This is a genomic window from Vitiosangium sp. GDMCC 1.1324, assembly GCF_003044305.1.
Taxonomy (GTDB): domain Bacteria; phylum Myxococcota; class Myxococcia; order Myxococcales; family Myxococcaceae; genus Archangium.
Genome location: NZ_PZOX01000002.1, coordinates 566885 through 592826, shown reverse-complemented (window position 1 = coordinate 592826; position 25942 = coordinate 566885). Strand labels below are relative to the sequence as shown.

The following is a 25942-nucleotide window of genomic DNA, read 5'->3' as shown; positions in this document are numbered from 1 at the left end:
CGGGGGGACTCTCACCGCGAGTGGAACGTGTTTCCACGGTGATGGGTTGGTAACGAAGTCATCACTTTGCTTACACCGTTGTTTCAGTTTCCTTCATGTTGTTCGCCCAAGAGAGCGCTGTCCAAGAGGGTTCTCCCGGGCGCGAGTCGAGGGCCATGGTGAGCTCCCGAAGTGGTGATGAGGCCTCCAGCACGGCCGCGGCTGGCGAGACGACGCTCGAGTATTTGTTGCAGGTGGTCGCCCGGCTGGCGGCCAATGAGCCCCACGTCCGATGCCAGGTAGGCGAGGGGCCGCTCGCGCCGATGGCCGCGGCGCTCAACCAACTGGCGCTGCAACTCGAGTCGCACCGGACGGTGGATCGCGAGACCTTTGGCATCCAGGCGCTGGTCGAGCAGTCGCCGAGCATGATGCTCGCGTGTGACGTCGACGCGAAGGTCCGTTTCTTCAACTACACCACACCGGGCTACTCCCCCGCGGAGGTGGTTGGAAAGAGCGTCTACGATTGGGTCCTTCCAGAGGAGCTGGAGCGGGTTCGCGGCTATATCCGCAAGGTGTTGGAGAATGGCGAGACCGTGTCCTTCGACGCCCCGTCCGCCACGGCTACTGGCCCCGCGTGGTACATGGTGCAGGTCGGGCCCATCAAGGACCGGGGCGAGGTCATCGGCTTCACGATGATCATGACGGACATCTCGGCCCTCAAGCAGACCCAGGCCCGTCTGGAACAGTCCAACCGCGAGCTGGAGAGCTTCGCCTCCGTGGCCTCGCATGATCTCCAGGAGCCGCTGCGGAAGATCCAGACCTTCGGGGCGCGGCTGAAGACGGTGGCGTCCGCCACGATGGGGGCCGAGGGGCTCGGCTATCTCGAGCGGATGCTGCAGGCGGCGACGCGCATGCGCAGCCTCATCGACGACCTGCTCTCCTTCTCCCGGGTGACGTCGATGGCACAGCCCTTCGTCCCCGTGGACCTCGCCCGGGTTGCTCGCGAGGTGAAGGAGGACCTCGAGACGGCCATCGAGCGGCAGGGGGCGACCGTCACGCTCGGCGAGTTACCCACGCTCGACGCGGACCCCACGCAGATGCGGCAGTTGTTCCAGAACCTCATGAGCAACGCCCTCAAATTCCGCCGTGACGACGTGGCTCCGGTCATCTCCGTCGAGGCCTCGGTCGATGCGGCGACCCGGTGGTGCGAGCTGCGGGTGGCGGACAACGGCATCGGCTTCGAGGAGAAGTACCTCGACCGCATCTTCGATGTGTTCCAGCGCCTGCACGGGCGAGGAAAGTACGAGGGGACAGGGATTGGCCTGGCCATCTGCCGCAAGATTGTCGAGCGGCACGGCGGGACGATTGGCGCGCGCAGCTCCCCCGGAAATGGTGCGACGTTCATCATCAGGCTGCCGCTGGTGCAGTCCAGGAGCAGGTAGACATCATGGAGCCACGCAAACCCGTAACCATCTTGATGGCCGATGATGACGAGGATGACCGGCAGTTCGCCCGCTCCGCGTTGGAGGAGAGCCGGCTCGCCAATGACTTCCGGTGTGTCGAGGACGGAGAGGAACTGCTCGACTACCTGTACCGCCGTGGCCGCCATACCAACCCGAAGGACTCGCCTCGCCCGGGGTTGATCCTCCTGGACCTGAACATGCCCCGCAAGGATGGCCGCGAGGCGTTGAAGGAGATCAAGAGCGACCCCTCGCTCCGGCACATCCCCGTGGTCGTCTTGACCACCTCCAAGACGGAGGAGGACATCCTGCGCAGCTACAACCTGGGGGCCAACTGCTTCATCACCAAGCCGGTGACCTTCGAGGGGCTCGTGGATGTGGTGCGGGTGCTCGACCAGCACTGGTTCCAGCTCGTCGAGCTGCCCCGCGTCCGCAACGGCGACGAGCCCTGAGCGGGGCTCCTCACCAGCGCCGCCCCGCCGTCAGGAGCGAGGTGGGGATGAAGCTCAGGAAGACGAGCACCCCCAGGTATAGCCCGAGCAACCGGAGGGGCGTGTTGCCGAAGCGCACGAGCAGCACGGGCAGACCGATGGCCCACGCCAGGGTCATCCACCGCGCGAGCGGATGGGGGATGAGGCGCAGCAGCCCCACGCCGATGGATGGGGTGACGAAGGGCTGGAGCCTGCTCAGGAACGAGCGGTCCTTCTCCAGCGCCTGGTGGAGCTGCTCCATGTACCGTTGCTGCTCGGCGAGCCGCTGGGCGTCGGTGTGCTGGCGGGCCTTCTGGACGGCCTCCATCTGCTCGCGGAGCTGGAGCTCGGCCTGCTCCTGGGCGTGCTGACGCTCCTCGTTGTACGCGAGCTGCTCGGACGCCTGGAGGTCCGCGCCGCACGTCGTGCACTCCCGGGTGAAGCGGCCGTTCTCGCTCTGGCACCGGACGCAGCGCGGGAAGTGCTCTGCCTGCGCGGAGGTGTCATCGAGCGCCAGCGGTGTCTGCCCGTGGAGCTTGAAGCGCTCGACGTGGGCCTCGGGCACGGACACCGAGGCGGGTGTCTCTCCGGGCCCCGCAACGGACTCGAAGCGGTTGCCGTCCTGCAGCCGCACCTGTCCTCCCGGGGGCGTCTTGTCGCCGCGCGAGCGCTCGAGGTGCAGGAAGCGGGAGAACTTGTTGGAGGACATCGTCTACTCCTTCTCCGCGTCACTTCGGGACGATGAGGCGGGCCGCGTGCGTCCCCGGGCCCACTCGCGCAGCCGGAGGATCTCATCCCGCATGGTGACGGCGATGGGGAAGGTCTCCCGGATGGCCCGGGTGAGGTGGCGCTGCTCCAGCTCCACTCCCTCTCCGAAGGCCTCGTAGAGCGCGGCGATGACGACCTGCTCTATCTCCGCGCCGCTGAAGTCCACGGCCAGCTCGGCCAGCGCGCTCAGGTCATACGCGGTCGGGTCCCGCTTCCGCCGTTGCAGGTGGATGTGGAAGATGTCGCGGCGCTCGGTGGCTTCCGGCAGGTCGATGAAGAAGATCTCGTCGAAGCGCCCCTTGCGCAGCAGCTCGGGAGGCAGGCCTTCAATCCGGTTGGCGGTGGCCACCACGAACACCGGGGCTGTCTTCTCCTGGAGCCAGGTGAGCAGCGTGCCGAAGACGCGCGCGGTGACGCCGCCATCCGTCGTGCCCGAGGAAGCCACGCCGGACAGGCCTTTCTCAATCTCATCCACCCAGAGCACCACGGGGGCGATGCTCTCGGCGACGCGGATGGCCTTGCGGAGGTTCTCCTCGGAGGAGCCCACCAGCCCGCTGAAGATGCGGCCCATGTCGAGCCGCAGCAGGGGCAGGTTCCAGTGTGCGGCGATGGCCTTCGAAGTGAGGCTCTTGCCGCAGCCCTGCACGCCGAGCATCAGCAGGCCCCGGGGCTCGGGCAGGCCGAACTGGCGGGCGCGCTCACCGAAGGCTGCGGTGCGCCGGTCGAGCCACTGTTTGAGATTCCGCAGACCGCCCACGTTTCCCAGGTCCTGCTCTGGTGGGTAGAACTCGAGCAGCCCGCTCTTGCGGATGACCTGGCGCTTCTCGTCCTGCACCCGGCGGATGTCTGCGGCGTCCAGTCTGCCGTCGTAGGCGATGGCCTTGGCGAAGGCGTTCTCCGCCTCGGTCAGCGTGAGTCCCTGGGCCGCCTGGATGAGCTGTGCGGCGTTCTCACGCGACAGCTCGATGGTGGCCTTGTTGCTCCGGCGCACCACCGCGACGATCTCCTTGAGCAGGTTGAGCAGCTCCTGGAAGCCGGGCAGCGGGACGTCGAGCACGGACACCTCCTTCTCCAGCTCGGTGGGGATGGTGAGCGTGGGAGACAGGAGGATGACGGTGGTGAAGGTGCTCTTGAGGTAGTGGGCGAGCTCGCGCAGGGCGCGCACCACGGACTTCTCCTCGAGGTAGGGATGGAAGTCCTTGAGCACGACGAGCGAGGGCTCGTTGAGCTTTTCGATGGCGGCGATGGCCTCGAGCGGGTTGCGCGTGTCCTCGGGGAGGACGGGGCCGCGGGTGTTGCCCTGGTGACGCAGGCCGCGGGTGACGGACCAGGTGAGGAGCGCCTTGCCGTGGGCCCGGGCCATGTCCGCGAGGAGGGTGTCGAGCCGGTGCTCTTCCCACGACACGAGGTAGAGCAGGGGGTAGCGGGCGCGGATGAGGATGTCGAGCTCCTCCAGCCACGGAGCGGAGGAGGACGGAGACCCGGGACGGGGGAGCGCGGGGCTGGACGCCATGCTGCGGGTATACCAGCCCGGGAGGAGCCCGCGCACCAGGGGGGCAGGCGGGCCTACTTGAGGACGACAGGGTCCACCTCGGCGAGCAGCTTGGTGACGCGAGCCTCGTCGATACGGGCGGTGATGCGCTGCTGCTCGGCCTGGTCGCGCACCGTCTTGGACAGGCTGAAGGTGGAGCCGATGCTGAAGAGCAGCCCCATGCCCAGGAAGGCCTTCTGCCAGCCGTCCACCGGCAGGTGGTAGATGCCGATGGCCGTCACGCCAATGGACAGGGCGAAGGACAGCCACGACTGGATGACCCAGGCGCCACTGTGGGTCGGCTGCACGGCGGTGGTGTTGGGCTGGCGGGACATGGTGGCCTCGTTCGGAAGCGCGTGTGGAAGCGCGTTGACGGGACACAAGATGCCCTCGTTCCTCGCAAACCGCATGGAACTAATGGAGCGTCCTTCGATAAGCTCCAGTATATGATTCAGCTCCAGCGTCTCGAGGGCTTCTACTGGGTCGCGCGATGCGAGGGATACGCGCGGGCGGCCCGTGCATTCCCGTACCCCATCACCCAGCCGGGTGTGCACCAGCAGGTGAAGCGGCTGGAGTCCGAGCTGGGCGTGCGCCTCTTCGAGCGGGTGGGAAAGGACCGCGTCGTGCTCACGCCGCAGGGCCGTGTGCTCTACGACTACGTGGCGTCCTTCTACGAGGGACTGCCCGCGTTGGAGCGCTCGTTGCGCACGGGGGAGGTGGGAGGGCGGCTGCGCATCCACGCGTCGGGACACACGCTGCGCCACCTGCTGCCGCCCTGGCTGCGGCGGTTGCAGGGACAACGGCCCGACATCGAGGTGGCCCTCTTCGAGGCGAAGGTGCCCGCGGTGGCGCTCGTGCGCTCGGGCGAGGCGGACCTGCTGGTGGACCACCTGCCCGAGGTGCCTTCGGACTTCGAGGCGCAGCAGGTGGGGAAGACGCGCCCCTTCCTCGTCTTCCCGTCCAACCATCGGCTCGCACGCAAGGGTCCGGTGAGCCCCGACCTCTTCCGGGACGAGCCCTTCATCACCTACAGCTCGGACCCGCAGTTGAGGGACCTGCAGCTCGCGGCGCTCGCGCATTTCGGCGTGGTGCCTCAGCGGATGTACGCGGCGGACTCGTCCGAGACCATCCTCGGCTTCGTCGCCGCGGGGCTCGGCTATTCGCTGCTGGCCTCGCTGCTGCCTCGCGGGCCAAAGGTCCCTGGCGTGGTGGCGCAACCCCTCACCGAGCCGGCCCGCGAGTTCCCCATCTACGCCGCCTGGCGCAAGGGCAAGCAGCGCAACCCCCTCATCGATGCGCTGTTGGGACTCGCGCCGAAACCGTGAGATGCCAGCGTGTGCCCGTCGCATTCGCGGCGCGCGTGCTTGCAACCGTTGCCGGCAAGGATTGCCGGGTGCCGCCGGGGAACGGCAATCCTTGCCGTTCCTCGCGCCATTTCCGGGCCGATTCCGCGCCCCGCGGGTTGGCATCTTCGTTGCTCTAGAGGCTGCTGCGTCCGGCCGCCGATGAGGTGGACGCCGTCTGGTGCACCCGCTGGGCTCGTGCTGGCCGGAATGCGCACCTGGAGCGCGAAAGGTCCGTCTCCATCACAGGTTTCGTCCGAGCAGTCGGTTACCGGAGCCGACTTGCGCGGGTGTGTCGTAAACCCATCCGGCAGAACGAAAAGGCTCGTCAATGAAGATCATCAAACTCGCCGCGCTGGCTGCATTCGGGACGACGCTGCTCACTGGCTGCGGAGTGGAGCCAGGGGAGGTGCAGGCCGACTCCAAGGATGAAGCACTCCCCGCTGCGCTCGACGGCAGGGCGGCCGCGGCTGTCGAGGGCGTCAGGGGAATGGCCTTGAGCCCAGGCCTCATGGGGCTCACGTCGTCGTGGTACTCGGGCTCTGTTTCGCCCGGTGCCACCCAGCACTGGTACTGGAACAACTCCAGCCTCACCGGCGCCTTCAAGGTGGGCTTGTCGCCAACGGGCGCGAGCACCACGAGCGCGTGCCAGTTCGAGGTCTCTCGTTCCTGGGACGTCCAGCAATACGGCGGGGAGCGCGAGTTCCACTTCACCATCAAGAACACGGGCAGTATCGCCTGCGGTACGAACATCCTGCTCGGTTGGCAGGATCGCTCCAATACCTGGGCGACGGGTGGGATCGATGTCGGCGCGTCGAAGAGCTGGACGTGGAACAACGCCAACCCCCTCACGGCCTCGCATTTCGTTGGCGTCTCGCCCTCCGGGTCGACCAGCACCACTCCCTGCGAGCTCGAGGTGACCCGCAGCTGGTACATCCAGCAACCGGGCGGAGAGCGGGAGTTCCACTTCACGGTGACGAATGTCGGCGCGATCGCCTGCCAGGGTGACATCCAGCTGGTGACGGTCACCAACGCGAACTCGTCCTGGGCGACCGGCTCCCTGACCCCTGGTACGTCCAAGTCCTGGACGTGGAACAACGCCAACCCGCTCGACCGCGTCTACGCGACGGGGCTGTCTCCGGCTGGCGCCGTCGGTAGCAGCACCTGTCAGCTCGAGGTGACGGGCTCCCACTATCGGCAGGTGATCAATTCGGACGGAACCGCCGAGCGAGAGTATGTCCTCACCGTCCAGAATGTCGGCTCCCTGACCTGCTCCGGGACGGTGCTGCACAATTACCTCTGATCCGACGGGAGGGGCGGTACGGCTCTCTTCAGTCCATGCAGGCCCACGCCTCCGCGACCCTCCCGAGATGGGGGCTGCGGGGGCGTGGGCCCGTGTGCATCTGCCGGGGATGCTCCCTGGAATGGACCGCGAGCCTACGCGCCGGCGGCGTGGGCGAGCCGCGCCTTGGGCGAGCGACGCGAGATGACACGTCCGAGCGCGAAGGCCCCATCGCCGAGCAGGACCTGCGTGCCGAGCGCGGAGATGAGGAAGGCGACGTACTCCCAGCCGCCACCCGGGTTCGTGAACATCCACCCGGAGGGCAGGTGCACCAGCAGCGCGCCCACCATGACGGGGATGAGCACGAGCGACACGAGGCGTGTCTGGATGCCGAGGACGAGGAGTGCGCCGCCGAGCAGCTCCGCCGCGAACACCGGGTAGGCCGTCCAGCCGGGGAAGCCGTGCGCGGAGAAGAACTGCACGGTGCCCGGCAGGGTGAAGAGGAAGAGCTTGGCGAAGGCGTGTGCGAGGAAGACCAGGCCCAGGCCGAGCCGCAGGAAGGTGGCGCCTGCGTCCCGCAGGCGAGGATTGTCGAACCGTTCGTCGAGCGTCATGTTTGTGCTGCCTCCTTGACGCTCTTTGAATGCTTCGGAGACGCGAAAAGCAGAAGACGACACGCGGGAACGAATCGTTCGGAATGCCGAACAATCGTCTCCGTCAGCGCGGTGAGCCTCCTGCTGTGGAGAGGCCGTGGAGGCACCGTCGCTCGTGATGAGGTGTCGGGGCGGCTGCTACCAGGCAGGGGGTGATGTTTCCTCCCAGGACTTCGCCACCCGGTGAAGGGGCTTCTCACGTGGAGTTGCTCCGTCCCGAGGTCAGGTTTCTGGGTCATGACGCGGCATGTCAGGCCGGGGTGTCAGGCTGGGTCCATGCACGCGGGACCGTGCGTCCCATTCCCTGGAGGAGTTCCGTGAACAAGATGTCGATGCTGATCGCCGCGCTCGCCCTGGCCTCGGCACCTGCCTTCGCCGCCGAGTACCAGTGCCATGGCAACCGGGTGGAGAAGAGCGGCAGCACCCACTACACCGTGCGCACCTCGGGCGCGGACGTCACCATCGAGAAGGGGGGCAGCTCCCGGGGCAAGGCCGTCAAGCGCGGCGGCAACTACGCCGTCGAGGTGGGTGGCAGCACCCAGGCCACCATCGAGAACGGCCGTATCTACAAGGGCGGCTCCACCTGGGCCACCGTGAGCGACGCCCAGCGCGTCTACGACTGCCCGGACATCGTGGCCGCCACGCTCTGGGTGCTCGACCAGCAGGGCCAACTCTAGTCCCCGCGCACTTCCCGCTTCCCCACCGGCCCGTCGTGGACTCCCACGGCGGGCCGTCGTCTTTCTCCGCTCACCGTCGGCGCATGCGCCTCGCGGGGGAGGAGCCTGGCCCGGAGGCCTCCTGGGGGATGTGCTGGAAGAAGGGGAAGCGGAACTCCGCCCACAGCACCAGGTACGCCACGCCAAACACCGCCGTGGCCACCACCCACCACCACGTCACCGCGGTGGCCAGGCTCACCAGCGCCGCCACGATGCACACCGCTCCGATGCCCAGCGCCACCTCCCGGCGCCGCGGCGTCTCCGCCATGGCGAAGCCCATGGAGATGAGCGACATCGCCAGGAGCAGCCATGCCAGCCCGTATGCCTCCCGGGCATACAGGAGGGCAATCGACAGCAGGAACAATCCCAATCCGAACAGTCCCAACCCACCGTCCATGAGGTGCCTCCTCCTCCGAGTTTCCCAGTGGCAAGGGTTCAGGCCCTAACATCCGCATCTGTCCACCATTGGAGGAACGCTCGGCGTGGCATGCGCACGGCGCGCCCGCTCGCCCCTCGCGTGGCCCGGAAGTCAACCTTTCATCCCCCCCTGGAACTCACAGGACTTGTCCCGGGTGCCTACCCTCGCGGCGATGGAGCTGGGAGCCACTCGTCACGTCTTCGCGTTGTCTTTGCTACTTGCGTCCGCCGTGGGCTGCCACCGAGGGGTGCGCTTCGAGGACCACGTGCTCAGCAAGCCCGGGGTGCGCTACCGCGTCGGCGCGCTGCCGCCCGTCTGGGAGCGGGTGAAGCTCTCCAACAATGACCTCGCCTGGTACACCGAGGACACCGGCCACGCGCTCTCGGTGAACGCCACCTGTCAGGAGCGCAAGGACGCTCCGCTCGATGTGCTCACCCGCCACCTCCTCATCGGCTTCACCGAGCGCCAGGAAGTGGCGCACCAGACGGTGGTGCTGGACGAGCGCGAGGCGCTGCGCTCGCACTACCAGGCCAAGTTGGACGGCGTGCCCGTGGAGCTGCTGCTCCTGGTGATGAAGAAGGATGGTTGTGTGTACGACTTCACCTACGTGGCGCCCCTGGGGCGTTTCGAGGACCGGGTCGCGGACTTCGAGTCGCTGGTGGGCGGTTTCCACTCGGAGCGCACCTCATGACGACGGGCGTCGGGCTGCATCCCTCTCATCCCCATCACCACCACCGGCCGGTGGAGTCCTCCCAGGCGGGGGCCATCAGTGCCGAGGGCGGCACCCTCCGCGAGCGCATGCGGGCCCGGATGGAGCGGCTGGGCGCGCTCGTGGTGATGACAGGCAAGGTGATGGCGCGCGCGGTGAGTCCGCCCTATGCGCCCGCCGCGTTCGTCTACCAGGTGGAGGCGCTGGGCGTGCGCTCCATGTCCATCGCCCTGCTGACGGCCACCTTCGCCGGGCTCGTCATCGCCCTGCAGTTCGGCTTCTTCCTGGGGCGCTTCGGCGTGCAGTACACCGTGGGCCGGGTGGTGGTGCTCACCCTGTTCCGGGAGTTGTCCCCGGTGCTCATCGCCCTCACCGTGGGGGCACGCGTGGGGTCGGGCATCGCCGCCGAGCTGGGCTCCATGACGGTCACCGAGCAGGTGGACGCCATCCGCGCCCTGGGGGCGGACCCGCTGCGCAAGCTGGTGGTGCCCCGGGTGCTGGCCTGCTTCGTCCTCATGCCCGCGCTCACCGTGCTGGCGGACACCGTGGGCATGCTGGCCGGCGCCCTCGTGGTGAATGTCCAGTATGGCATCAGCTTCAACCAGTTCTTCCAGGGCGCGCTCGACACCGTGCTGATGAGCGACTTCCTCTCCGGCGTCTTCAAGGGCTTCGTCTTCGGGGGCATCGTCGGCATCGTCGGCTGCTTCCGCGGGCTCACCGTCGAGGGGGGCACCGAGGGCGTGGGCCGCGCCACCACCCAGACCGTGGCCATCACCTCCGTCACGGTGCTGCTGGCCGACTTCTTCATCACCAAGATCACCATGTGACCCCCAGATGCTCTTCCGTCGCCCCACGCCCCGCCTGCGCTTCCGCCCGCCCTCTCGCGGCGAGGAGCTCATCCGCTTCGAGCACCTGCAGAAGTCCTTCGGGCCCAAGCGCGTCTTCGATGACCTGCAGCTCTCCGTGACGGCGGGGGAGACGCTCACCGTCATTGGCGGCTCGGGCAGCGGCAAGAGCGTGCTGCTCAAGTGCCTCATCGGGTTGCTGAGGCCGGACGCCGGCCGCATCCTCTTCGAGGAGCAGGACCTCACGGACTTCCGCGAGGAGGACTTCATCGACGTGCGCCGGCACGTGGCCATGGTCTTCCAGGGCTCGGCGTTGTTCGACTCGCTCACGGTGGGGGAGAACATCGCCTATCCGCTGCGCGAGCACTTCCCGGACATGTCGCCCGAGGAGACTCGGGAGCGGGTGGCCGAGAAGCTGTCGCTCGTGAACCTGCCGGGCATCGAGGAGATGCGGCCCGCGGATCTGTCCGGCGGAATGAAGAAGCGCGTGGGCCTGGCGAGGGCCATCGCCACGAACCCGGAGGTCATCCTCTGGGATGAGCCCACCACGGGGTTGGACCCCGTCACCACCGAGAGCATCAACCAGATGATTCGTTCCATGCAGAAACAGCTCGGGTGCACGTCCATCGTGGTGACCCACGACATGATGAGTGCCTTCACCGTGTCCGACCGGATCGCCATGCTCGCCAACCGGCGCATCGTCCAGGTGGGCGCGCCGGAGGAGATGCGGGTCTCCACGGTGCCGGAGGTGCGGGCCTTCCTGGATGCGCGGCGCGGCGAGTTCCAGCCGTGGGAGGAGGTGGCGCCATGAGTCTCTTCGGCAATACGTCGAAGGAGCAGCGCCTGGCGTTGCGGGTGGGCATCTTCGTGGCCCTGGCGCTGTCGCTGGCGGGCCTCATCGTCTTCCTCATCGGGCAGGAGACGCGCCTGTTCGAGAAGGAGGTGACGTACAATACCTACTTCGAGAACGTCCAGGGACTGTCCCCGCAGTCGCCGGTGTGGCTGGGGGGCCTGGAGGTGGGCAAGGTTTCCGGGGTGCGCTTTCCGTCCAAGCCCGGAGAGAAGCGCCTGGAGGTCCAGCTGAGTCTGAGCACGGAGTACGCGCAGCGGGTGCGGAGGGACTCGGTGGCGCGGCTGGCCAGCATGGGGGTGCTGGGCGACATGGCGGTGGACATCACCGTCGGCTCGATGGAGGAGCCCGTGGTGCCCCCGGGAGGAGTGATTCCGAGCACCCCGGGGGGAGACCTGTCCTCGCTGATGCGCGGCGCGGCACAGGTGCTGGAGGACTCGGTGGCGGTGAGCCGCACGGTGCGCAAGGCGGTGGATGCGTATGCCAATCCCCAGGTGGCCGAGGACCTGGCCGCCAGCATGCGCAGCCTGCGGATGCTGCTCGGGGAAGTGGAGAAGGGGGACGGGGCCCTGCACGCGCTCATCTACGACAAGCAGACGGGCAGGGAGGTGCGGCGGCTCCTGGCGAATACCTCGAGCGTGGCCTTGCGGATGGACAAGGCGTTGGGGCACGTGGATGCGCTGCTCGACGAGGTGCGCCACGGTGACGGCACGGCGCATGCGCTCATCTTCGGCCAGGAGGGGGCCCAATCGCTCAAGGAGCTGGGCGAAGCGGCGGAACAGCTCTCCGGGATCCTCGAGGACGCGAAGAAGAACCCCGATGGTGCGGTGCACCAGTTGGTGTACGGGAACGCGGGCACCATGCTGTCGGACCTGGGCAGTGCCGCGGCGGACATCAAGCGGATTACGTCCATGGTGGCGAGCGGCGAGGGCTCGTTGGGCGGCATCATCCGGGACCCGACGGTGTACGAGGACCTGCGCGAGGTGGTGGGCAACGTGAAGCGCAACCGCGTGCTGCGCGCACTGGTGCGCTTCGCCATCGGCAACAACGACAACGTTCAATACGTGGGTCGGCCGCTGGAGCCTCCGAAGCAGGAGGAGGACGTGCGCGGCGTGGGTGGCGCGGGAGACTCCAGGACGACGCTCCCCGTCCTGCCCCCTCCGCCGCCCGTGCCTCCCAGCCAGGGCCCCTGATTCACACCCAGCGGCCCTGGGCATCCGCCCAGCCGTATTTCATCTGCGTGGCCTGGCGGAAGTAGCGGGTGAACCAGTCGCAGGTGAGCCGGGCTGCGTCGTCGAGCGTACCCGGCTCGTCGAAGTGGCTGGTGGCGTGGGGGACGATGCGCAGGGACGTCTCCCCGCGCAGCATGTCGAGCGCCTTCTGGTTGGTGAGCAGGCTGTCCACGTCATCGCCGGGGACGATGAGGAGCGTGGGCGTTCGCACCTGCGGGAGGATGTCCGAGACCAGGTCCATCCGGCCCGCAGGGGAGACGAGGGCGACGATGCGCTCGGGCTGGCGGGCGGCGGCCACGAACGCGGCGCCGACGCCGATGTGGGAGCCGACATAGCCGGCGGGGAGGTAGCGCAGCTCCTGGTCGCCCAGGAGCCATTCCCGGGCGGCGAGCAGGCGGCCGGCCAGCATGTCGATGGCGAAGCGCGGGTTCTGCTCGTAGCCCGCGCTCAGCTCCTCCGCCACGGTGAGCAGGTCGAGCATCAATGTCGCGATGCCCTTCTGGTTGAGTGCGCCGGCGATGTGCATGTGGCGCGCGTTGTAGAAGTGGGCGCTACTGCCGTGGGCGAAGATGGCGATGCCCGAGGCGCTCTCGGGGATGGCCAGATCGCCCTCCAGCAACCGGTCCGGGGCGGCGAGCAGGACACTCCGCTGAAAAACCTGAAGCATGCGCTCCTCCAGAAGGCGGACATGAGTGGAGCGTGGTCATCCGGGAAGAGGCGCACAATCCAAGCGGGTGATGACCCCTCTCCGGGCGGGAGAGGGAGGAGGGGAGACCGCCCTTCCCGAGGAATATCCGGGCACAAGGCTCGCCGCGGCGCTCAGGCGGGCGGGCGCTGCTTGCCGGAGGGCATGCGAGCGGGCTCCTCCATCGGGCTGTACGCCATCGCACGGGCCAACTGGTAGAGCAGCAGGGTGGTCAGCAGGATGGAGCCCATCAGCCCGAGGAACGCGAAGAGGACTCCGCCGCCGTGGACGTCGAGCACGACGGAGAGGATGGCGAGGGCGTAGCCCAGGGCGTACAGCGTGAGGCTCCTGCCGCTGGAAGCAGGTGGTGGATTCATGGCGCGCACTCCGTCTCGTTGCGTCTGCAATCACAGACAGAGACACAGAGGAGGGCTGCTCACGGTTGTGACGGGAATCCTTCCTACCAGTGCGCGAGGAAGGCGACGAGCAGTGCGGCCACGCCCATGATGGCGATGACGGTGAGCGCCGCCGGACTGCCATGGAAGATGGCGCCGAAGCTCTCCGTGGCTTCGTACCCTCCCCTGGGCGTCCGCTCGCCAACCGACCGGTCGATGAGGAGCACGGTGAGGCTGGCCGCGAGCCAGATGCCGAATGCGAGCCAGGGCACGGAGGAGAGCGCGAACGCGAGCACGATTCCCACGGCGGCAATGGCGTAGGCGATGAGATAGGCCACCAACATCCGGGTGGTGAAGTAGCTGGTGGGGCGGGTGGTGCCGGTGGCCATGACGCGTGCTCCTCTCCCCCCTCGCCGCGAAGGTGAGGCGCCGCGATGGGGCGGGCAATCCCACGAGTGATGAAGGTGCGAAGCCCCCTCCCACCCGGTGGTCCTCTGGCCGGGGGGTGGGGGGTCAATGCGTCAGGTGTTGGGGTGCCCGCTCCCTGGGCACTTCAACGGCGGGTTATCGGGAGCCGCCGGTATTTGGGAAGCACGCCACGGGCAGCGCCCACACCTCCCGGCCGTGCACGCCGTCGTTGGGCGTGAAGTAGACCCATGGGCCGACGCGCGTGAAGTTGAACGGGTCCGAGCTCGACGATCCTGGGAAGATGTCCGCCATCATTGTTCCCTCCTCGGTCCCGTCGGTCCACCACAGCTCCGCGCCATGGGTTGCGTCGGTGGCCTGGAAAATGAGGCCGCTCCCCACGGCGTAGGGGTCGTTGGGATCTCCAGGGAAGGCATTGCCAGGGCCCGGCTGGATGTCCTTCACGATGTGTGTCCCGCTGCGGGAACCGTTGGTCACCCAGAGCTCGTGCCCGAAGTCGGGACTGAAGGCATAGAAGTAGACCTTTCCTCGCGCCGGGAAGCCGCTCGGAAATGAGGTGTCGGGCCCCGGGAAGACATCCGCCAGCAGGAAGGTGCCGCCCGAGGAGCCGTCGCTGCGCCAGGGCTCGCGGCCGTGCGTGCCATCGTCGGCCGAGAAGAAGACCTTCTCACCCAGCGGTTTCAGGTTGCCGGGACTGGAGCCCTCGGGCCCCGGGCGGATGTCCTCGACGAGCCGGGTGCCTCCCGGCGTGCCGTCGCTCTTCCACAGCTCGGGACCGTGCTCGCCGTCATCCGCCGAGAAGTAGAGTCTCCGCTCCACGACGGCCAGATCGGTGAAGGGATTGGTGGGGATGTCCGAGCCCAGGGCGCCGGGACGGATGTCCTCGACGAGCCGGGTGCCTCCCGGCGTGCCATCCGTCCTCCACAGCTCGCGGCCATGGGTGCCATCGTCGGCGCTGAAGAGGAACCGGTGGTCCTTCACCTCGAGCAGTGGGCCTGGCTCGGAGCCGGGCAGGCCGGGGAAGATGTCCTCGACGAGCCGGGTGCCGCCCGGAGTGCCGTCACTCCTCCACGGCTCGCGGCCATGGGTGCCGTCGTCGGCGTTGAAGAGGATGCGCTGGTTGCTCGCCCTCGTCAGGTTCCGCGGCTCGGAGCCGGGGAGGCCGGGGGAGATGTCCTCGACGAGCCGGGTGCCGCGCTCGGTGCCATCGCTCTTCCACAGCTCACGGCCATGTTCGCCATCGTCGGCGGTGAAGTAGAGCGTCCTGCCCACGATGAGGAAGTTCAGCGGCAGTGACTCGGCGCTACCCGGTTGGATGTCCTTGACCAGCACCGTGCCCTCGGGCGTGCCATCGGTCTTCCACAGCTCGGCGCCGTGAATCCCGTCGTCGGCGGCGAAGTAGAGCGTCCGGTCCGTGATGGCGAAGGCGACGAACAGCGGCAGCCCGGTGAAGCCACTCTTGAGGAGCACCGCGTCCCAGGTGGAGTCCTCGCACCCCCCGTCCCTGCGCTCCACCAGCTTCCACAGAGCATTGCCGCCGGCTGCGTCTTCGACGCTGACCAGGGGCGTCCCGTCCAGGTCGAAGATGATCCGGACGTTCGAGCCCTCGGGGCCCGGGGTTAGGTCCGTGGTCAGGACGGGCGGCCGACACGCACACCCGGGATGCTCGTGGGACGCCTCGAGCAATACCTCTTCCTCCGGCGTGGACGTCTCCCCGGTGTCGCGAGTGTCCGTTTCCTCTGAAACCGTTTCCTCTGGAGCCTCCGCCGGGCCGCAGGCGGTGAACAGCACACAGGCCCCTGCTAGCGGGAGCCAGCAATGTCGTCGGTTCATCTGTTTCCCCCTCCGCCGCGCGAGCTCCGCGCGGAGCGGCAAATCTGGCGAGGGCGCCCGCTCCGGCCATTGTTCGGGGGATGCGTGCGAGTTTCCGGCACCGCACGTTGAGGTCGAGGGAGAAGTCATCCACCCCGGGCAGGAGATACTTCCACCCTGATGCGGGTCCACGCGCGGCGCGGCGCCAGGGTAGAAAGCGACGCATGGATCTGGAACTCAAGGGCAAGGCGGCACTCGTCACGGGCAGCAGCCGGGGCATCGGCCGGGCCATCGCCACAGCGCTGGCTCGCGAGGGCGTGCGGGTGTGTCTGAGCGCTCGCGGGGCGGAGGGGCTGGAGGCGACGGCGGCGGAGCTCCGCGCGTCCGGTGCCGAGGTGGTCACCGTGGCGGGAGACGTGGCCACTCCTGAGGGCGCGGCGGCGGCGGTGGATGCGGCGGTGCGGGCCTTCGGTGCGTTGGACATCCTCGTCAACAACGTGGGGGGCAGCGGAGGCGCGGGCTCGTTCGAGGCGGCCACGGCCGCGCAGTGGCGGGATGTGGTCGACCGCAACCTCATGGCCGCCGTGTGGTGCAGCCAGCACGCGGTGGAGGTCATGAAGGCGAAGGGCGGAGGCTGCATCGTGCACATCAACTCCATCTACGGCCGCGAGTACGGCACCAGCGCGCCCTACACGGCGGCCAAGGCGGGCCTCACCGCGCTCACCAAGGAGATGGCGCTCGACCTGGCGCGCCACCGCATCCGCGTCAACGGAGTGGCCCCAGGCTCCATCCTCTTCCCCGGAGGCAGTTGGGACCGGCGGAGGCAGGCATCGCCGGAGAAGGTGGAGAAGATGGTGCGCGAGGCGCTGCCCTGGGGCCGTTTCGGCACCCCCGAGGAGGTGGCCGACGTGGTCGTCTTCCTGTGCTCGGAGCGGGCCCGCTGGGTGACGGGGGCCACCGTGCCGGTGGATGGTGGACAGGGCCGTGCCTTCTGACTCGGGCTGTCGCGGGCTCGCGTGTAGAGTGCGCGCGTGCTGAAGCTCTACAAGAAGGAAGGCGACACGCTCCGTTACTGGGAGGCGTGGGTGCACGGCGACAAGGTCACCGTGCATTGGGGCGTCGTCGGCGAGCAGGGAGAGGAGAAGGAGCAGCCCTTCCCCGCCGACGAGGACCCGGACATGGCCATCGCCCAGGCGGCCGAGCCGCTGGTGGACCAGGGCTACGACGAGCCGGACCCGGATGCGATGACACCGCTCGTTATCCAGTACCCGCTGCAGGGCAAGGGAACGGGGCACGACTTCGAGAAGCGCCACGCCGTGGAGGAATTGCTCACGGACGTGCTGGGCTGGACGGGCAATGGCGAGGTGGAAGGCGGGGAGACTCAGCCCGGGCGCATGAACGTCTTCTGCTACGTGATGGACGCGGAGGTCGCCGTGCGCACCGTCGTCGAGGCGCTCGACGATGAGGACGTGTTGGAGGGGGCCCTCATCGCCGTCATTCGCGAGGGCGAGGAGCCTCGAGTGCTCTGGCCGCAGGGCCACTCCGGCCCCTTCCGCGTCTGAGCGGACTGCGTCCCGTCTTTCCTTCGCGCTATGAGGCGGGCCTCTCCGGTGTGCGGGCCTGCTCCGTGGAGCCAGAGACGGGCAGGGGCTGGAAGGTCACGCCGTCCAGGCCCAGGCGCTGACTGGCGTTGACGAAGCGCTCGGTGCAGACGATGACGGTGGAGAAGTCCTCCAGGCGGAACACGTCCACGTGACTGGGAATCGTGGTGGCGTCCAGTAGGGGCTCATCGGGCAGGGCGAGACCAAAGCGACCGCAGCGAGTGCAGCGAGGTTCGCGGTTTGGGGCCAGGCAGTCGGTGTGCAAGCGGCCCGTGGGAAGGATCTCCAACTCGAGCAGCTCGGGAGCGTTGCGCTGTCGAAAGCGGATCTGTGTGGGGCAGCCCTTGAGTCCTCGCAGTCCCTCGGCCTGGAGCTTCTCGAGTGCCTCTCGCCGGACCAGAAGCAACCAGGGAACTGGAGTCACGAACTGCCCGAAACGGCCCTGGCCCCTGCCCACGAATGGGCCCAGGTCCGTACCCGGTCCCAGCAGGGCCCCTGGGGGGCACAGGGGGCGTACCAGCTCACGCATTCTTTCGTACTCCTCGATGGGCTCGGCCCGGGCCTCCTCGAAGTCGGCCAGGGCGGCTACCGAGGTCAAGTCTACCGAGGGGTACGCTCGGGAGTTGTCACTCCAGGTGGACTTGCAGGCAGGGCAGGTGTCGAGCCCTGGCAGCCCCCACTTGTGCGAGCCGTCAATGTCGCCCGTGTAACCCGAAGCTCTGTCTTCTTCGACGGTGAAGTAGCGCATACGTAAGTTCTTCGTGGCCCATTCTTCAGGGGCAGTAGTAGGGCAGGAGTGGAAGGCCATTCACTCCGAATCGATCCATGAGCTCGAAGGCGAATCTCCAGATCTTCTCTTCGTTGGCGTCAGGGTACTTCTTCTGGAATTGCCGCCAAGCCTCATTCCACTGGCCACCTTGAGGACCTCCACTGTGCAGCCACTGGTGGAAGCCTCTGGGCAGGCGAATGGTGAATGCGTGGATATCGATCTTCTTCTCCTTGAACCATTCGGCCAAGAGTTCCTGCTGCGGGAAGATGTGGTGCTTCTCGAGCGGTTCGGGCGGACCCATGCACGAGAGCGGGTGCTTCGGGGCCTTGGACTGTTCGCGTGTCCTCCAGTTGTGCCAGGGAATCTCGAAGACGGGTTCTTCGTAGGTGGGAGCGGCCAGCGTTCGTCCCCACCAGCGGCTGGGATTGCCCACCAGGGGCGGACGAAGACCCACGGGCCCACGAGCCAACACCACGGTCGAAGCGTCCTCCACCTCGACCAGGTCCTGGCAGCGCCACACGGCACAGCGCGCCTCGTCGCACAGCGGCACCACGCAGCTCGGGTCTGCCCGGGCCTCCTCCCACGAGGACTCGGCATCGAGTGTCTCGCCGTCCTCGCGCACGGAGGACGTCGAGGAGGCACAAGCACTCAACAACAGGCAGAGGAGCGCGAATCCGCGCCTGAAGCTCGGACGGTTCATCCGGACCATCCTACTCCGGACGTGGTCCGGACCCTCACCGCGCTGACGCTACTCTTCGTTGGAGGCCTGCCGGTGCAGGGCCGGGCTCGGGAGATGCTCGGTGAGGTTGTAGGCCGTGTTGACCAGACCCACGTGGGAGAATGCCTGCGGGAAGTTTCCCAACTGGCGCTTCGCCACCGGGTCGTACTCCTCGGCCAGCAGGCCCACGTCGTTGCGCAGCTCCAGCATGTGCTGGAAGAGCGCCTTCGCCTCGTCCACCCGCCCTTGCAGGACGTAGTTGTCCGCGAGCCAGAAGGTGCAGGCCAGGAAGGCGCCTTCGCCCGGTGGCAGTCCATCCTCCGTCTCGTGGGTGTGGTAGCGCCGCACGAGGCCGTCCTGCATCAACTCCCGCTCGATGGCGTGCACCGTGCCCACCACTCGCGGATCCGTTGGAGGCAGGAAGCCCACGAGTGGCATCAGCAGCAGGCTCGCGTCCAGGACCGATGAGCCATAGGCCTGCGTGAAGGCGCCGCGCCGCGCGTCCCAGGCCCGCTCGCAGATCTCCGCGTGGAGGGTGTCGCGAGCCTTCCGCCAGTGCTCCACCGGCCCCGTATTCCCGAAGCGCTCCACCATCCTCACCGTCCTGTCGAAGGCCACCCACGCCATCATCTTCGAGTGGGTGAAGTGCTGCCTCGGGCCTCGCACCTCCCATAGCCCCTCGTCCGGCTGCTTCCACACGGCCTCCAGGAAGTCCATCAGCACCAGCGTCATGCTCCAGGCATGGCGCTCGGCGGCAATCCCGGCGCGTCTTGCCTGGAACAGCGAATCCATCAGCTCGCCGAAGACGTCGAGCTGGAACTGGCGGAAGGCGGCGTTGCCCGTGCGCACCGGGCCTGAGCCCTCGTACCCCGGCAGCCAGTCCAGGGAGGCCTCGGTGAGGCGGCGCTCTCCGGCCACGCCGTACATGATTTGAATCTTCGCGGGGTCCCCGGCCACGGAGCGCAGCAGCCAGTCGCGCCAGGCCTTGGCCTCCTCGTGAAAGCCGCTGAGCAGCAGGGCGTACAGGGTGAAGGTGGCGTCGCGCAGCCAGCAGAAGCGGTAGTCCCAGTTGCGCACGCCCCCCAGCCGCTCGGGCAGCGAGGTGGTGGGCGCCGCCACGATGCCTCCCGTGGGCGCGTACGTGAGGGCCTTGAGCGTCATCAACGAGGTGAGCACGGGCTCGCGCCAGGGGCCCTGATAGGTGCAGCGGCTGGACCACTCGCGCCACCACGCCTCGGTGTCCGCCAGTGCCATCATGGGCTCGAGGGGCGCCGGTGGTGACTCGTGGGAGGGATACCACCGCAGGATGAAGGGGAGCCGTTGGCCCTCGGAGACGGTGAAGTCCGCCACGGTGGTGAGGTGCCGCCCATGCATCTTGACCGGGGTGTAGAGGCTGAGCGCGTCCGGACCTCCCACCGCGTGGAGCTCCGCGCCATCCCGGGTGACCCAGGGCACCACCGAGCCGTAGTCGAAGCGGATGATGAGCTCCAGGTGCATGGGCACCTGTCCCTTCACGCCCTCCACCACGCGGATGACGTCCGGCGTGCGGTCGCGCGGGGGCATGCAGTCCACCACCCGGACCACACCCTCCGGCGTGGTGAACTCCGTCTCCAGCACGAGGGTGCCCTCGCGGTAGCGTCGCCGCACCTGGGGCGGGGGACCTCCCGCGGGCGCCAGCAGCCAGCGGCCGTGCTCCGGTTCGCCGAGCAGCGCCGCGAAACATGCGCCCGAGTCGAAGCGCGGCAGGCACAGCCAGTCGATGGAACCCTCCGTGCTCACCAGCGCGGCCGTCTGGGTGTCTCCAATGAGAGCGTAGTCCTCGATGGGCCGGGACATGGCCCCTGCAAGGTGGGACGCCAGACGGTGAAGGACAAGCGGGCGAGCCGGGGCCGCTCGGCCGTCCCATCCTCGGCCAGGGGCACGCGGGTCTCGGCTTGTTCCCGGCGTGCTTCGTGCTGCCATGCCACTTGCCTGGTGCACAGGTTGAGAACGACACCCCAGGTGCGCCGCTCATGCGCACGGGGTGGAGGGCCGGACGGGCACCCGGGCCCTCCCCGGTTCGCCCTCGGGACAAGGGCGGGCCGGCCGCATCCCCGGAGAGGAATGAGGGGAATGGAGCTGGGAATGATCGGGCTCGGCCGGATGGGCGCCGCCATGGTGCGCCGGTTGCTCCGGGCAGGGCACCGCTGCGTCGTCGCCGACGTGCGCCGCGAGGCGGTGGAGGATCTCCAGAAGGCAGGCGCGGCGGGTGCCTTCTCGCTCGAGGAGCTGGTGCGCCAGCTCGCGGCCCCCCGCATGGTGTGGATGATGCTCCCGGCGGCCGTGGTGGACGGCACGCTCGAGAAGCTGGTGCCTCTGCTTCAGGCCGGTGACACCGTCATCGACGGCGGCAATTCCTCTCACCGCGACGACCTGCGGCGCGCGGCACAGCTGCGCCAGCGGGGCCTCCACTATGTGGACGTGGGAGTGAGCGGAGGGGTGTGGGGTGTGGAGCGAGGCTACTGTCTGATGGTGGGTGGCGAGCGGGAGTCCGTGCTCCGGCTCGAGCCTGTCTTCACCACGCTGGCGCCCGGAGTCCAGGCCGCGCCGCGCACGCCCGGCCGCGAGGGTCCTCCAACGCCCGCCGAGCAGGGCTGGCTGCACTGCGGGCCGAACGGGGCGGGCCACTTCGTGAAGATGGTGCACAACGGCATCGAGTACGGCCTCATGGCGGCCTACGCCGAGGGGCTCAACATCCTGTGCCACGCGGACGCCGGCCTGCGCCCGCACGCCACCGACGCGGAGACGGCGCCGCTGCGCAACCCCGAGGAATACCGCTACACGTTCGACCTGCCCGAGGTGACCGAGCTGTGGCGGCGGGGCAGCGTCATCGGCTCCTGGCTGTTGGACCTCACCGCCGAGGTCCTGCGGCAGAGCCCCGAGTTGAAAGAGTATACCGGCCACGTCGCCGACTCCGGAGAGGGGCGGTGGACGCTGGCGGCGGCCATCGACGAGGGCGTGCCAGCGCCCGTGCTCGGCAGTGCCCTCTACCAGCGCTTCAGCAGCCGGGGGGCGAGCGACTTCGCGGACAGGGTGCTGTCCGCCATGCGCCTCCAGTTTGGTGGCCACGTGGAAAAGAAGGGAGGCGGGTGAGCCATGGCCGACGCTCCCTTGTCGGATGCCCTCGTCTTCTTCGGTGCCACCGGAGACCTGGCGTTCAAGCAGATATTCCCCGCCCTGCAGGTCATGGTGGTCCGCGGGGGGCTGTCCATCCCCATCATTGGCGTGGCCAACGCGGGCTGGGGACTGGAGCGGTTCCGCCAGCGGGCGCGTGAGAGCCTCCAGGCGGCCGGCGAGTTCGACCCGGAGGCCTTCCGGCGCCTGTGCCAATTGCTGCGCTACGTGGACGGGGACTATCGCGACACGAGCACCTTCGCCCGGGTCCACGAGGCCCTCGATGGGGCGGAGCGCCCGCTGCACTACCTGGCCATTCCCCCGAGCCTCTTCGGCACGGTGGTGGAGAACCTCGCCTGGTCCAACTGTCTGGCACAGGCGCGGGTGGTGGTGGAGAAGCCCTTCGGGAGGGACCTCGCCTCGGCGCGAGCGCTCAATGCGTTGCTGCACCGCTTCCTGCCTGAGTCCGCCATCTTCCGCATCGACCACTACCTGGGGAAGGAGCCGGTGCAGAACCTGCTCTTCTTCCGCTTCGCCAACGTCTTCCTCGAGCCCATCTGGAACCTGGAGCACGTGCGCATGGTGCAGGTGACGCTGTCCGAGCATTTCGGCGTGCGGGGGCGCGGCGCCTTCTACGAGGAGGTGGGCGCCATCCGCGACGTGTTGCAGAACCATCTGCTTCAAATCGTGGGGCTGCTGACGATGGACGCGCCCTTCTGCAAGGCCCCCGAGAGCCTGCGCGACGAGAAGGCCCTCATCTTCAAGGCCATGCGCGCGATAGACCCGGCCGCCGCGGTGCGGGGCCAGTACCGCGGCTACCGGAAGGAGCCTGGCGTGTCCCCCGCCTCCCAGGTGGAGACATTCGCCGCGGTGCGGATGTTCATCGACTCGTGGCGCTGGGCGGATGTGCCCTTCTACATCCGTACGGGCAAGTTCCTGCCCTCCAACGCCACCGAGGTCTTCGTGGAGCTCTACCACCCGCCCCGGCCCATCTTCGAGGAGCCCTCCCTGGCGCCCAACTTCGTGCGCTTCCGCCTGGGCCCCGATGTGCTCATCTCCATCGGTGCGCGAGCCAAGAAGCCCGGCGGGCTCATGCGGGGCGAGGACGTGGAGCTGGTGGCCATCCAGTCTCCCGGGGCGAGGATGCAGCCCTATGCGCGGCTGCTTGGCGACGCCATCCGGGGGGACGTCTCGCTCTTCGCTCGCCAGGAGACGGTGGAGGAGGCGTGGCGGGTGGTGGAGCCCCTCCTGGGCAACACCTCCCCGCTCTACGAATACGAGCCCGGCACCTGGGGCCCCCCCGAGGCCGAGACCCTCATCGCCCCGCACGGCCACTGGCGCCCCGTGTTGAGTCCCGTGAGGCTGGCGGAGGTGCCGCGCGCCGCTCACCCCGACGAGCTGCGGCGCGCCGGGCAGGAGGAGGCTGTGCAGGGTGTCGGCCCGGCGGCCATCCATTAGCGGCCCACGCTTGTCGCGACCCCTGGACACTCCCAGGTTCGTGCTGAGGCGACCCGGTTTCAGGAGAGACCCGTCATGGCAATCACAGATTCCAATATTGGTTCGACCGGTGGTAGGACGAATCTCAAATCCAATGTGTGGGGTGGACCCTTCGTGATGGGGCTGTTGATCACCCTGCTCGGCGTGGTGGCGCTGTCCTCGATTGTCTTCACCAGCCTCGCGACGGCCGTCTTCTACGGGGCGATGTTGTTCGTGGGAGGCATCTTCGAAGTCATCCACGCCTTCCGCGTGCGGAAGAGCGGTCCCTTCCTGATGTTCCTGCTGGGGGGCATCCTGTCCGCCGTGGTGGGCGCGCTGGTGCTGATGAATCCTGGCGCCGGGCTGTTGGCGCTGACACTGTTGATTGGCGGGTACTTCTTCGCCAGCGGGCTCTTCCGGGGCATCACGTCGATCGCCGACAGGTATGAAGGGTGGGGCTGGGACTTCGCCTACGGCCTCGTGTCGGTGGCGCTGGGCGTCATCATCTTCGCGCAGATGCCCTACTCCTCGCTGTGGGCCCCCGGCATCCTGGTGGGTGTGGAGATTCTCTCCCGTGGCATCGCCATGATGGCGGGCGCGCTCACCGTCCGCAAAGTGGTGCGAGAGCTCCCCGCTTGAGGAGGAGGAGAGGCACGTTCGCCGGTGGGACGGGGCGGACCTGACATACGCTGCCGCCATGCTCGGTGACGCCTTCATGTTGTTGCATACGGATCTGCCTCGCGAGGGGCCGGGGAGCGACGCCTGTACCCGTGAAGCACTCGGCCGCCTGCGCCCCTTCCTGGCCACGTCCCCGCGGGTGCTGGACCTGGGCTGTGGTCCCGGACGGCAGACGCTCGTGTTGGCGCGGGAGCTCGGCACCCCCATCACCGCCGTGGACTCGAACGCTCCCTACCTGAAGCGGCTCGAGGCCGAGGCCCAGGCCCAGGGACTCGGGCACCTCGTGCACACGCGGTGCTCGGACTTCGGGGCGCTCCAGGACGAGCCGGGCAGCGTGGACCTCATCTGGTCCGAGGGCTCCATCTACATCCTGGGCTGGTCCGACGGCTTGCGGCGCTGGCGTCCGCTGCTGCGCCCCGAGGGGTTGCTCGCCGCCACCGAGGCGACGTGGCTCACGGACTCGCCACCCCCGGAGGCCGCTGACTTCTGGCGCGAGGCCTATCCCCGCATGGGCTCTCTCTTCGTCAACAGCGCCAAGGCCCGCGAGGCCGGCTTCGAGGTGCTGGATACCTTCGTGCTCCCGGCCTCGGCGTGGTGGGACGAGTACTACCATCCGCTGGAGGCGCGCATGAGCGCTCTCCGGGAGCGGGCCCAGCGGGACGTGGACCTCGCCACCGCCATCGAGGAGACGGAGCGGGAGATCTCCCTCTTCGCGCGCCATGGCGCATCCTATGGATATGTCTTCTACCTGCTGCGCGTGCTCGGCGAGGGCGGGCGGTGAGCGGTGCCGTGCCCCTGGCCGCGCGGGCCCGTGGGCTCAGCGGCAGGGGCCGCAATCCAGTGCGCAGTCGTCGTAGCGGTTGCTTTTGCCACAGGACTCGGTGGGCTGGCAGATGCCGTCACCGCACGCGTAGATTTCCTGGGCGCGCAGCCGGGTGGTGATGGGGCGGTAGGTTTTGCCGTTGCGGGTGCACTGCGTGTAGTACGTCCCCGTGGGGTCCAGCGTGCAGCTCGCCTGACAACTGCCGATGTGCACGAGCGGCGGGCACTCGTCGCCTCCCTCGAGTGCGCAGGCGCGGAGGCTGCTCTGTGAGGGGGTCAGGGGCGCCTGATCGTTTCCGACGAAGAGGCCATCATCGTTGAAGATGTTGCCGAAGAAGCAGGCCTCCCGCAGCGGGTAGTCCGATAGTTCCGCGTTCGTATAGGGAATGAGCTGTCCCTGGGCGTTGGCTCCCAGGACGGAGATGCCGACCGTGCGCCCGAACTTGTTGGTGAGGGCCGCCAGGCACGCGGTGACGACCTGCTGCTCCGCCACGGTGGCCGGCGAGCCTCCCGCCCAGTTCGGCGCCAACCCCAGGCTCCCCGCCCATGTATAGCTGGAGGAGCCATCCCAGTACGTGCGCGACTGCCCGGCCGGCAGGGCGCAACGGACCAGGTACTTCATGAAGAGACTGGTGGTCATGGCGTTCTGCTGGAACCAGGAGGCGAAGGCACTGCTGGCCAGGCCATTGAATGCCAGACCATTGAAGGCCAGTCCGTTGAAGGCCAGCCCATTGAATGTCAGTCCATTGCTCGTCAAGCCATTGTCATTCTCGAGGCCCTGGATGGACGTGCCGAGCTCCATGGGCTGTGGCGTCTGCGCGGGCTCCTCCACCGGTTCGCAACCCCCGGTGGAGGTGAGCAACAGTGCTCCAATGAGCAGCGGCAGGGTGGGCGCCGTGAGCCGGGTATGGTGGGTGTGTGCGGACGAGGTGCTCTTCATGGTCTTCCCCCCGGAGCCCTCGGGTGGTCGCATCGTCCCGAAGTGCTCGGATGCGGAATTGGGCCCCAACAGGAAAGTGCTGCTATTTCTGTAATTCGCACATGAACTGGGAGTCAGTTCAGGCCGGAGCGTTGTCCGTGGACGAATGTCGCGTGGGGTGGAGGACAGCGCGCGGTGGAGTTGTCAGGCATTGGACGCTCTGGCTTGTCGC

At 68.1% G+C, this 25942-nt stretch carries 28 protein-coding genes; 15 read left to right on the top strand and 13 right to left on the bottom strand.

Annotated elements, in window-relative coordinates; all coding sequences use genetic code 11:
- The first annotated feature begins 155 nt into the window (after positions 1 to 155).
- Together DAT35_RS06910 and DAT35_RS06905 are read left to right on the top strand one after the other, a co-directional pair.
- Entirely contained in the window at positions 156 to 1421 is a 1266-nt protein-coding gene (locus DAT35_RS06910; protein WP_108066090.1) for an ATP-binding protein, read from the top strand.
- Positions 1422 to 1426: 5 nt separating this feature from the next.
- Positions 1427 to 1891: a response regulator gene (locus DAT35_RS06905; protein WP_199242828.1), complete on the top strand. Its 465-nt coding sequence runs from the start codon at positions 1427 to 1429 to the stop codon at positions 1889 to 1891.
- A gap of 10 nt (positions 1892 to 1901) precedes the next feature.
- On the opposite strand, the gene DAT35_RS06900 is transcribed toward DAT35_RS06905, so the two are convergent.
- Genes DAT35_RS06900 through DAT35_RS06890 form a run of 3 tightly spaced genes read right to left on the bottom strand, consistent with a single transcriptional unit; the run spans position 1902 to position 4543 of the window.
- Positions 1902 to 2618, bottom strand: a complete 717-nt coding sequence (locus tag DAT35_RS06900; RefSeq protein WP_108066088.1) for a hypothetical protein — start codon at positions 2616 to 2618, stop codon at positions 1902 to 1904.
- 3 nt (positions 2619 to 2621) lie between these two features.
- The gene (locus tag DAT35_RS06895) at positions 2622 to 4190 is read right to left on the bottom strand and encodes an AAA family ATPase (RefSeq protein ID WP_108066087.1); all 1569 of its coding nucleotides are present in this window, start codon (positions 4188 to 4190) and stop codon (positions 2622 to 2624) included.
- A gap of 53 nt (positions 4191 to 4243) precedes the next feature.
- Complete coding sequence (locus DAT35_RS06890) at positions 4244 to 4543, bottom strand: YiaA/YiaB family inner membrane protein (protein ID WP_108066434.1); 300 nt, start codon at positions 4541 to 4543, stop codon at positions 4244 to 4246.
- Positions 4544 to 4654: 111 nt separating this feature from the next.
- Between DAT35_RS06890 and DAT35_RS06885 the strand changes: the two genes are divergently transcribed.
- Positions 4655 to 5533 (top strand): LysR family transcriptional regulator, encoded by an 879-nt coding sequence (locus tag DAT35_RS06885; protein ID WP_108066086.1) that lies wholly within the window; start codon positions 4655 to 4657, stop codon positions 5531 to 5533.
- A gap of 349 nt (positions 5534 to 5882) precedes the next feature.
- Positions 5883 to 6854, top strand: a complete 972-nt coding sequence (locus tag DAT35_RS06880) for a hypothetical protein (protein ID WP_108066085.1) — start codon at positions 5883 to 5885, stop codon at positions 6852 to 6854.
- A gap of 134 nt (positions 6855 to 6988) precedes the next feature.
- Here the strand turns inward: DAT35_RS06880 and DAT35_RS06875 are convergent, their stop codons facing one another.
- Positions 6989 to 7447, bottom strand: coding sequence for a DoxX family protein (locus tag DAT35_RS06875; RefSeq protein ID WP_108066084.1), 459 nt, complete (start codon positions 7445 to 7447; stop codon positions 6989 to 6991).
- A 356-nt stretch (positions 7448 to 7803) separates the two neighbouring features.
- Here DAT35_RS06875 and DAT35_RS06870 point away from each other — a divergent pair, with 356 nt between their 5' ends.
- Positions 7804 to 8163, top strand: a complete 360-nt coding sequence (locus DAT35_RS06870; protein WP_108066083.1) for a hypothetical protein — start codon at positions 7804 to 7806, stop codon at positions 8161 to 8163.
- Positions 8164 to 8233: 70 nt separating this feature from the next.
- Here the strand turns inward: DAT35_RS06870 and DAT35_RS06865 are convergent, their stop codons facing one another.
- Complete coding sequence (locus DAT35_RS06865) at positions 8234 to 8599, bottom strand: hypothetical protein (protein ID WP_108066082.1); 366 nt, start codon at positions 8597 to 8599, stop codon at positions 8234 to 8236.
- A gap of 193 nt (positions 8600 to 8792) precedes the next feature.
- On the opposite strand from DAT35_RS06865, the gene DAT35_RS06860 reads away from it, so the two are divergent.
- The 4 genes from DAT35_RS06860 (at position 8793) to DAT35_RS06845 (ending at position 12217) form a co-directional block, all read left to right on the top strand.
- Complete coding sequence (locus DAT35_RS06860; RefSeq protein WP_199242844.1) at positions 8793 to 9311, top strand: hypothetical protein; 519 nt, start codon at positions 8793 to 8795, stop codon at positions 9309 to 9311.
- A gap of 107 nt (positions 9312 to 9418) precedes the next feature.
- On the top strand, positions 9419 to 10156 hold the full coding sequence (locus DAT35_RS06855) for an ABC transporter permease (protein ID WP_233261366.1): 738 nt from the start codon (positions 9419 to 9421) through the stop codon (positions 10154 to 10156).
- Positions 10157 to 10163: 7 nt separating this feature from the next.
- Positions 10164 to 10985 (top strand): ABC transporter ATP-binding protein, encoded by an 822-nt coding sequence (locus DAT35_RS06850; protein WP_108066079.1) that lies wholly within the window; start codon positions 10164 to 10166, stop codon positions 10983 to 10985.
- Positions 10982 to 12217, top strand: a complete 1236-nt coding sequence (locus DAT35_RS06845) for an MlaD family protein (RefSeq protein WP_108066078.1) — start codon at positions 10982 to 10984, stop codon at positions 12215 to 12217. The genes DAT35_RS06850 and DAT35_RS06845 overlap by 4 nt, the downstream gene beginning before the upstream one ends.
- A gap of 1 nt (position 12218) precedes the next feature.
- On the opposite strand, the gene DAT35_RS06840 is transcribed toward DAT35_RS06845, so the two are convergent.
- From DAT35_RS06840 to DAT35_RS06825, 4 genes are all read right to left on the bottom strand, one after another.
- Positions 12219 to 12923, bottom strand: a complete 705-nt coding sequence (locus DAT35_RS06840) for a hydrolase (RefSeq protein ID WP_108066077.1) — start codon at positions 12921 to 12923, stop codon at positions 12219 to 12221.
- Positions 12924 to 13075: 152 nt separating this feature from the next.
- On the bottom strand, positions 13076 to 13318 hold the full coding sequence (locus tag DAT35_RS06835; RefSeq protein ID WP_108066076.1) for a hypothetical protein: 243 nt from the start codon (positions 13316 to 13318) through the stop codon (positions 13076 to 13078).
- 83 nt (positions 13319 to 13401) lie between these two features.
- Complete coding sequence (locus DAT35_RS06830; protein WP_108066075.1) at positions 13402 to 13725, bottom strand: hypothetical protein; 324 nt, start codon at positions 13723 to 13725, stop codon at positions 13402 to 13404.
- A 175-nt stretch (positions 13726 to 13900) separates the two neighbouring features.
- The gene (locus DAT35_RS06825) at positions 13901 to 15448 is read right to left on the bottom strand and encodes an ELWxxDGT repeat protein (protein WP_158501578.1); all 1548 of its coding nucleotides are present in this window, start codon (positions 15446 to 15448) and stop codon (positions 13901 to 13903) included.
- Positions 15449 to 15798: 350 nt separating this feature from the next.
- Between DAT35_RS06825 and DAT35_RS06820 the strand changes: the two genes are divergently transcribed.
- The gene (locus tag DAT35_RS06820) at positions 15799 to 16569 is read left to right on the top strand and encodes an SDR family NAD(P)-dependent oxidoreductase (RefSeq protein WP_108066073.1); all 771 of its coding nucleotides are present in this window, start codon (positions 15799 to 15801) and stop codon (positions 16567 to 16569) included.
- A 36-nt stretch (positions 16570 to 16605) separates the two neighbouring features.
- Positions 16606 to 17136, top strand: coding sequence for a hypothetical protein (locus tag DAT35_RS06815; protein WP_108066072.1), 531 nt, complete (start codon positions 16606 to 16608; stop codon positions 17134 to 17136).
- Between the two features lie 28 nt (positions 17137 to 17164).
- Here the strand turns inward: DAT35_RS06815 and DAT35_RS06810 are convergent, their stop codons facing one another.
- Genes DAT35_RS06810 through DAT35_RS06800 form a run of 3 tightly spaced genes read right to left on the bottom strand, consistent with a single transcriptional unit; the run spans position 17165 to position 20624 of the window.
- Positions 17165 to 17923 (bottom strand): double-CXXCG motif protein, encoded by a 759-nt coding sequence (locus DAT35_RS06810; RefSeq protein ID WP_108066071.1) that lies wholly within the window; start codon positions 17921 to 17923, stop codon positions 17165 to 17167.
- A 25-nt stretch (positions 17924 to 17948) separates the two neighbouring features.
- Positions 17949 to 18644 (bottom strand): TIGR02269 family lipoprotein, encoded by a 696-nt coding sequence (locus DAT35_RS06805; protein ID WP_108066070.1) that lies wholly within the window; start codon positions 18642 to 18644, stop codon positions 17949 to 17951.
- A 48-nt stretch (positions 18645 to 18692) separates the two neighbouring features.
- Positions 18693 to 20624, bottom strand: coding sequence for a glycoside hydrolase family 15 protein (locus DAT35_RS06800; protein WP_255415143.1), 1932 nt, complete (start codon positions 20622 to 20624; stop codon positions 18693 to 18695).
- A 150-nt stretch (positions 20625 to 20774) separates the two neighbouring features.
- Here DAT35_RS06800 and gnd point away from each other — a divergent pair, with 150 nt between their 5' ends.
- The 4 genes from gnd to DAT35_RS06780 all read left to right on the top strand — a co-directional run bounded on the left by gnd (position 20775) and on the right by DAT35_RS06780 (position 24750).
- Complete coding sequence (gene gnd, locus DAT35_RS06795; protein ID WP_108066068.1) at positions 20775 to 21794, top strand: phosphogluconate dehydrogenase (NAD(+)-dependent, decarboxylating); 1020 nt, start codon at positions 20775 to 20777, stop codon at positions 21792 to 21794.
- 3 nt (positions 21795 to 21797) lie between these two features.
- Positions 21798 to 23273: a glucose-6-phosphate dehydrogenase gene (gene zwf, locus DAT35_RS06790; protein WP_108066067.1), complete on the top strand. Its 1476-nt coding sequence runs from the start codon at positions 21798 to 21800 to the stop codon at positions 23271 to 23273.
- Positions 23274 to 23348: 75 nt separating this feature from the next.
- Positions 23349 to 23930 carry an HdeD family acid-resistance protein gene (locus DAT35_RS06785; RefSeq protein ID WP_233261328.1) on the top strand — a complete coding sequence of 194 codons (582 nt, stop codon included), beginning with the start codon at positions 23349 to 23351 and terminating at the stop codon, positions 23928 to 23930.
- Between the two features lie 76 nt (positions 23931 to 24006).
- Positions 24007 to 24750, top strand: a complete 744-nt coding sequence (locus DAT35_RS06780; protein WP_233261327.1) for a class I SAM-dependent methyltransferase — start codon at positions 24007 to 24009, stop codon at positions 24748 to 24750.
- 36 nt (positions 24751 to 24786) lie between these two features.
- Here DAT35_RS06780 and DAT35_RS06775 read toward each other — a convergent pair whose 3' ends face one another.
- Positions 24787 to 25731: a hypothetical protein gene (locus tag DAT35_RS06775; protein WP_233261326.1), complete on the bottom strand. Its 945-nt coding sequence runs from the start codon at positions 25729 to 25731 to the stop codon at positions 24787 to 24789.
- Positions 25732 to 25942 lie beyond the last annotated feature (211 nt).

Coding starts and splice junctions, on each gene's coding strand:
- DAT35_RS06845 (WP_108066078.1), top strand. CDS start 10,982: ATGAGTCTCTTCGGCAATACGTCGAAGGAGCAGCGCCTGGCGTTGCGG.
- DAT35_RS06855 (WP_233261366.1), top strand. CDS start 9,419: ATGCGGGCCCGGATGGAGCGGCTGGGCGCGCTCGTGGTGATGACAGGC.
- DAT35_RS06860 (WP_199242844.1), top strand. CDS start 8,793: ATGGAGCTGGGAGCCACTCGTCACGTCTTCGCGTTGTCTTTGCTACTT.
- DAT35_RS06905 (WP_199242828.1), top strand. CDS start 1,427: ATGGAGCCACGCAAACCCGTAACCATCTTGATGGCCGATGATGACGAG.
- DAT35_RS06900 (WP_108066088.1), bottom strand. CDS start 2,618: ATGTCCTCCAACAAGTTCTCCCGCTTCCTGCACCTCGAGCGCTCGCGC.
- DAT35_RS06800 (WP_255415143.1), bottom strand. CDS start 20,624: ATGGCAGCACGAAGCACGCCGGGAACAAGCCGAGACCCGCGTGCCCCT.
- DAT35_RS06850 (WP_108066079.1), top strand. CDS start 10,164: ATGCTCTTCCGTCGCCCCACGCCCCGCCTGCGCTTCCGCCCGCCCTCT.
- gnd (WP_108066068.1), top strand. CDS start 20,775: ATGGAGCTGGGAATGATCGGGCTCGGCCGGATGGGCGCCGCCATGGTG.
- DAT35_RS06775 (WP_233261326.1), bottom strand. CDS start 25,731: ATGAAGAGCACCTCGTCCGCACACACCCACCATACCCGGCTCACGGCG.
- DAT35_RS06875 (WP_108066084.1), bottom strand. CDS start 7,447: ATGACGCTCGACGAACGGTTCGACAATCCTCGCCTGCGGGACGCAGGC.
- DAT35_RS06820 (WP_108066073.1), top strand. CDS start 15,799: ATGGATCTGGAACTCAAGGGCAAGGCGGCACTCGTCACGGGCAGCAGC.
- DAT35_RS06890 (WP_108066434.1), bottom strand. CDS start 4,543: ATGTCCCGCCAGCCCAACACCACCGCCGTGCAGCCGACCCACAGTGGC.
- DAT35_RS06780 (WP_233261327.1), top strand. CDS start 24,007: ATGTTGTTGCATACGGATCTGCCTCGCGAGGGGCCGGGGAGCGACGCC.
- DAT35_RS06805 (WP_108066070.1), bottom strand. CDS start 18,644: ATGAACCGTCCGAGCTTCAGGCGCGGATTCGCGCTCCTCTGCCTGTTG.
- DAT35_RS06810 (WP_108066071.1), bottom strand. CDS start 17,923: ATGCGCTACTTCACCGTCGAAGAAGACAGAGCTTCGGGTTACACGGGC.
- DAT35_RS06830 (WP_108066075.1), bottom strand. CDS start 13,725: ATGGCCACCGGCACCACCCGCCCCACCAGCTACTTCACCACCCGGATG.
- DAT35_RS06910 (WP_108066090.1), top strand. CDS start 156: ATGGTGAGCTCCCGAAGTGGTGATGAGGCCTCCAGCACGGCCGCGGCT.
- DAT35_RS06840 (WP_108066077.1), bottom strand. CDS start 12,923: ATGCTTCAGGTTTTTCAGCGGAGTGTCCTGCTCGCCGCCCCGGACCGG.
- DAT35_RS06885 (WP_108066086.1), top strand. CDS start 4,655: ATGATTCAGCTCCAGCGTCTCGAGGGCTTCTACTGGGTCGCGCGATGC.
- DAT35_RS06785 (WP_233261328.1), top strand. CDS start 23,349: ATGGCAATCACAGATTCCAATATTGGTTCGACCGGTGGTAGGACGAAT.
- DAT35_RS06895 (WP_108066087.1), bottom strand. CDS start 4,190: ATGGCGTCCAGCCCCGCGCTCCCCCGTCCCGGGTCTCCGTCCTCCTCC.
- DAT35_RS06880 (WP_108066085.1), top strand. CDS start 5,883: ATGAAGATCATCAAACTCGCCGCGCTGGCTGCATTCGGGACGACGCTG.
- DAT35_RS06865 (WP_108066082.1), bottom strand. CDS start 8,599: ATGGACGGTGGGTTGGGACTGTTCGGATTGGGATTGTTCCTGCTGTCG.
- zwf (WP_108066067.1), top strand. CDS start 21,798: ATGGCCGACGCTCCCTTGTCGGATGCCCTCGTCTTCTTCGGTGCCACC.
- DAT35_RS06835 (WP_108066076.1), bottom strand. CDS start 13,318: ATGAATCCACCACCTGCTTCCAGCGGCAGGAGCCTCACGCTGTACGCC.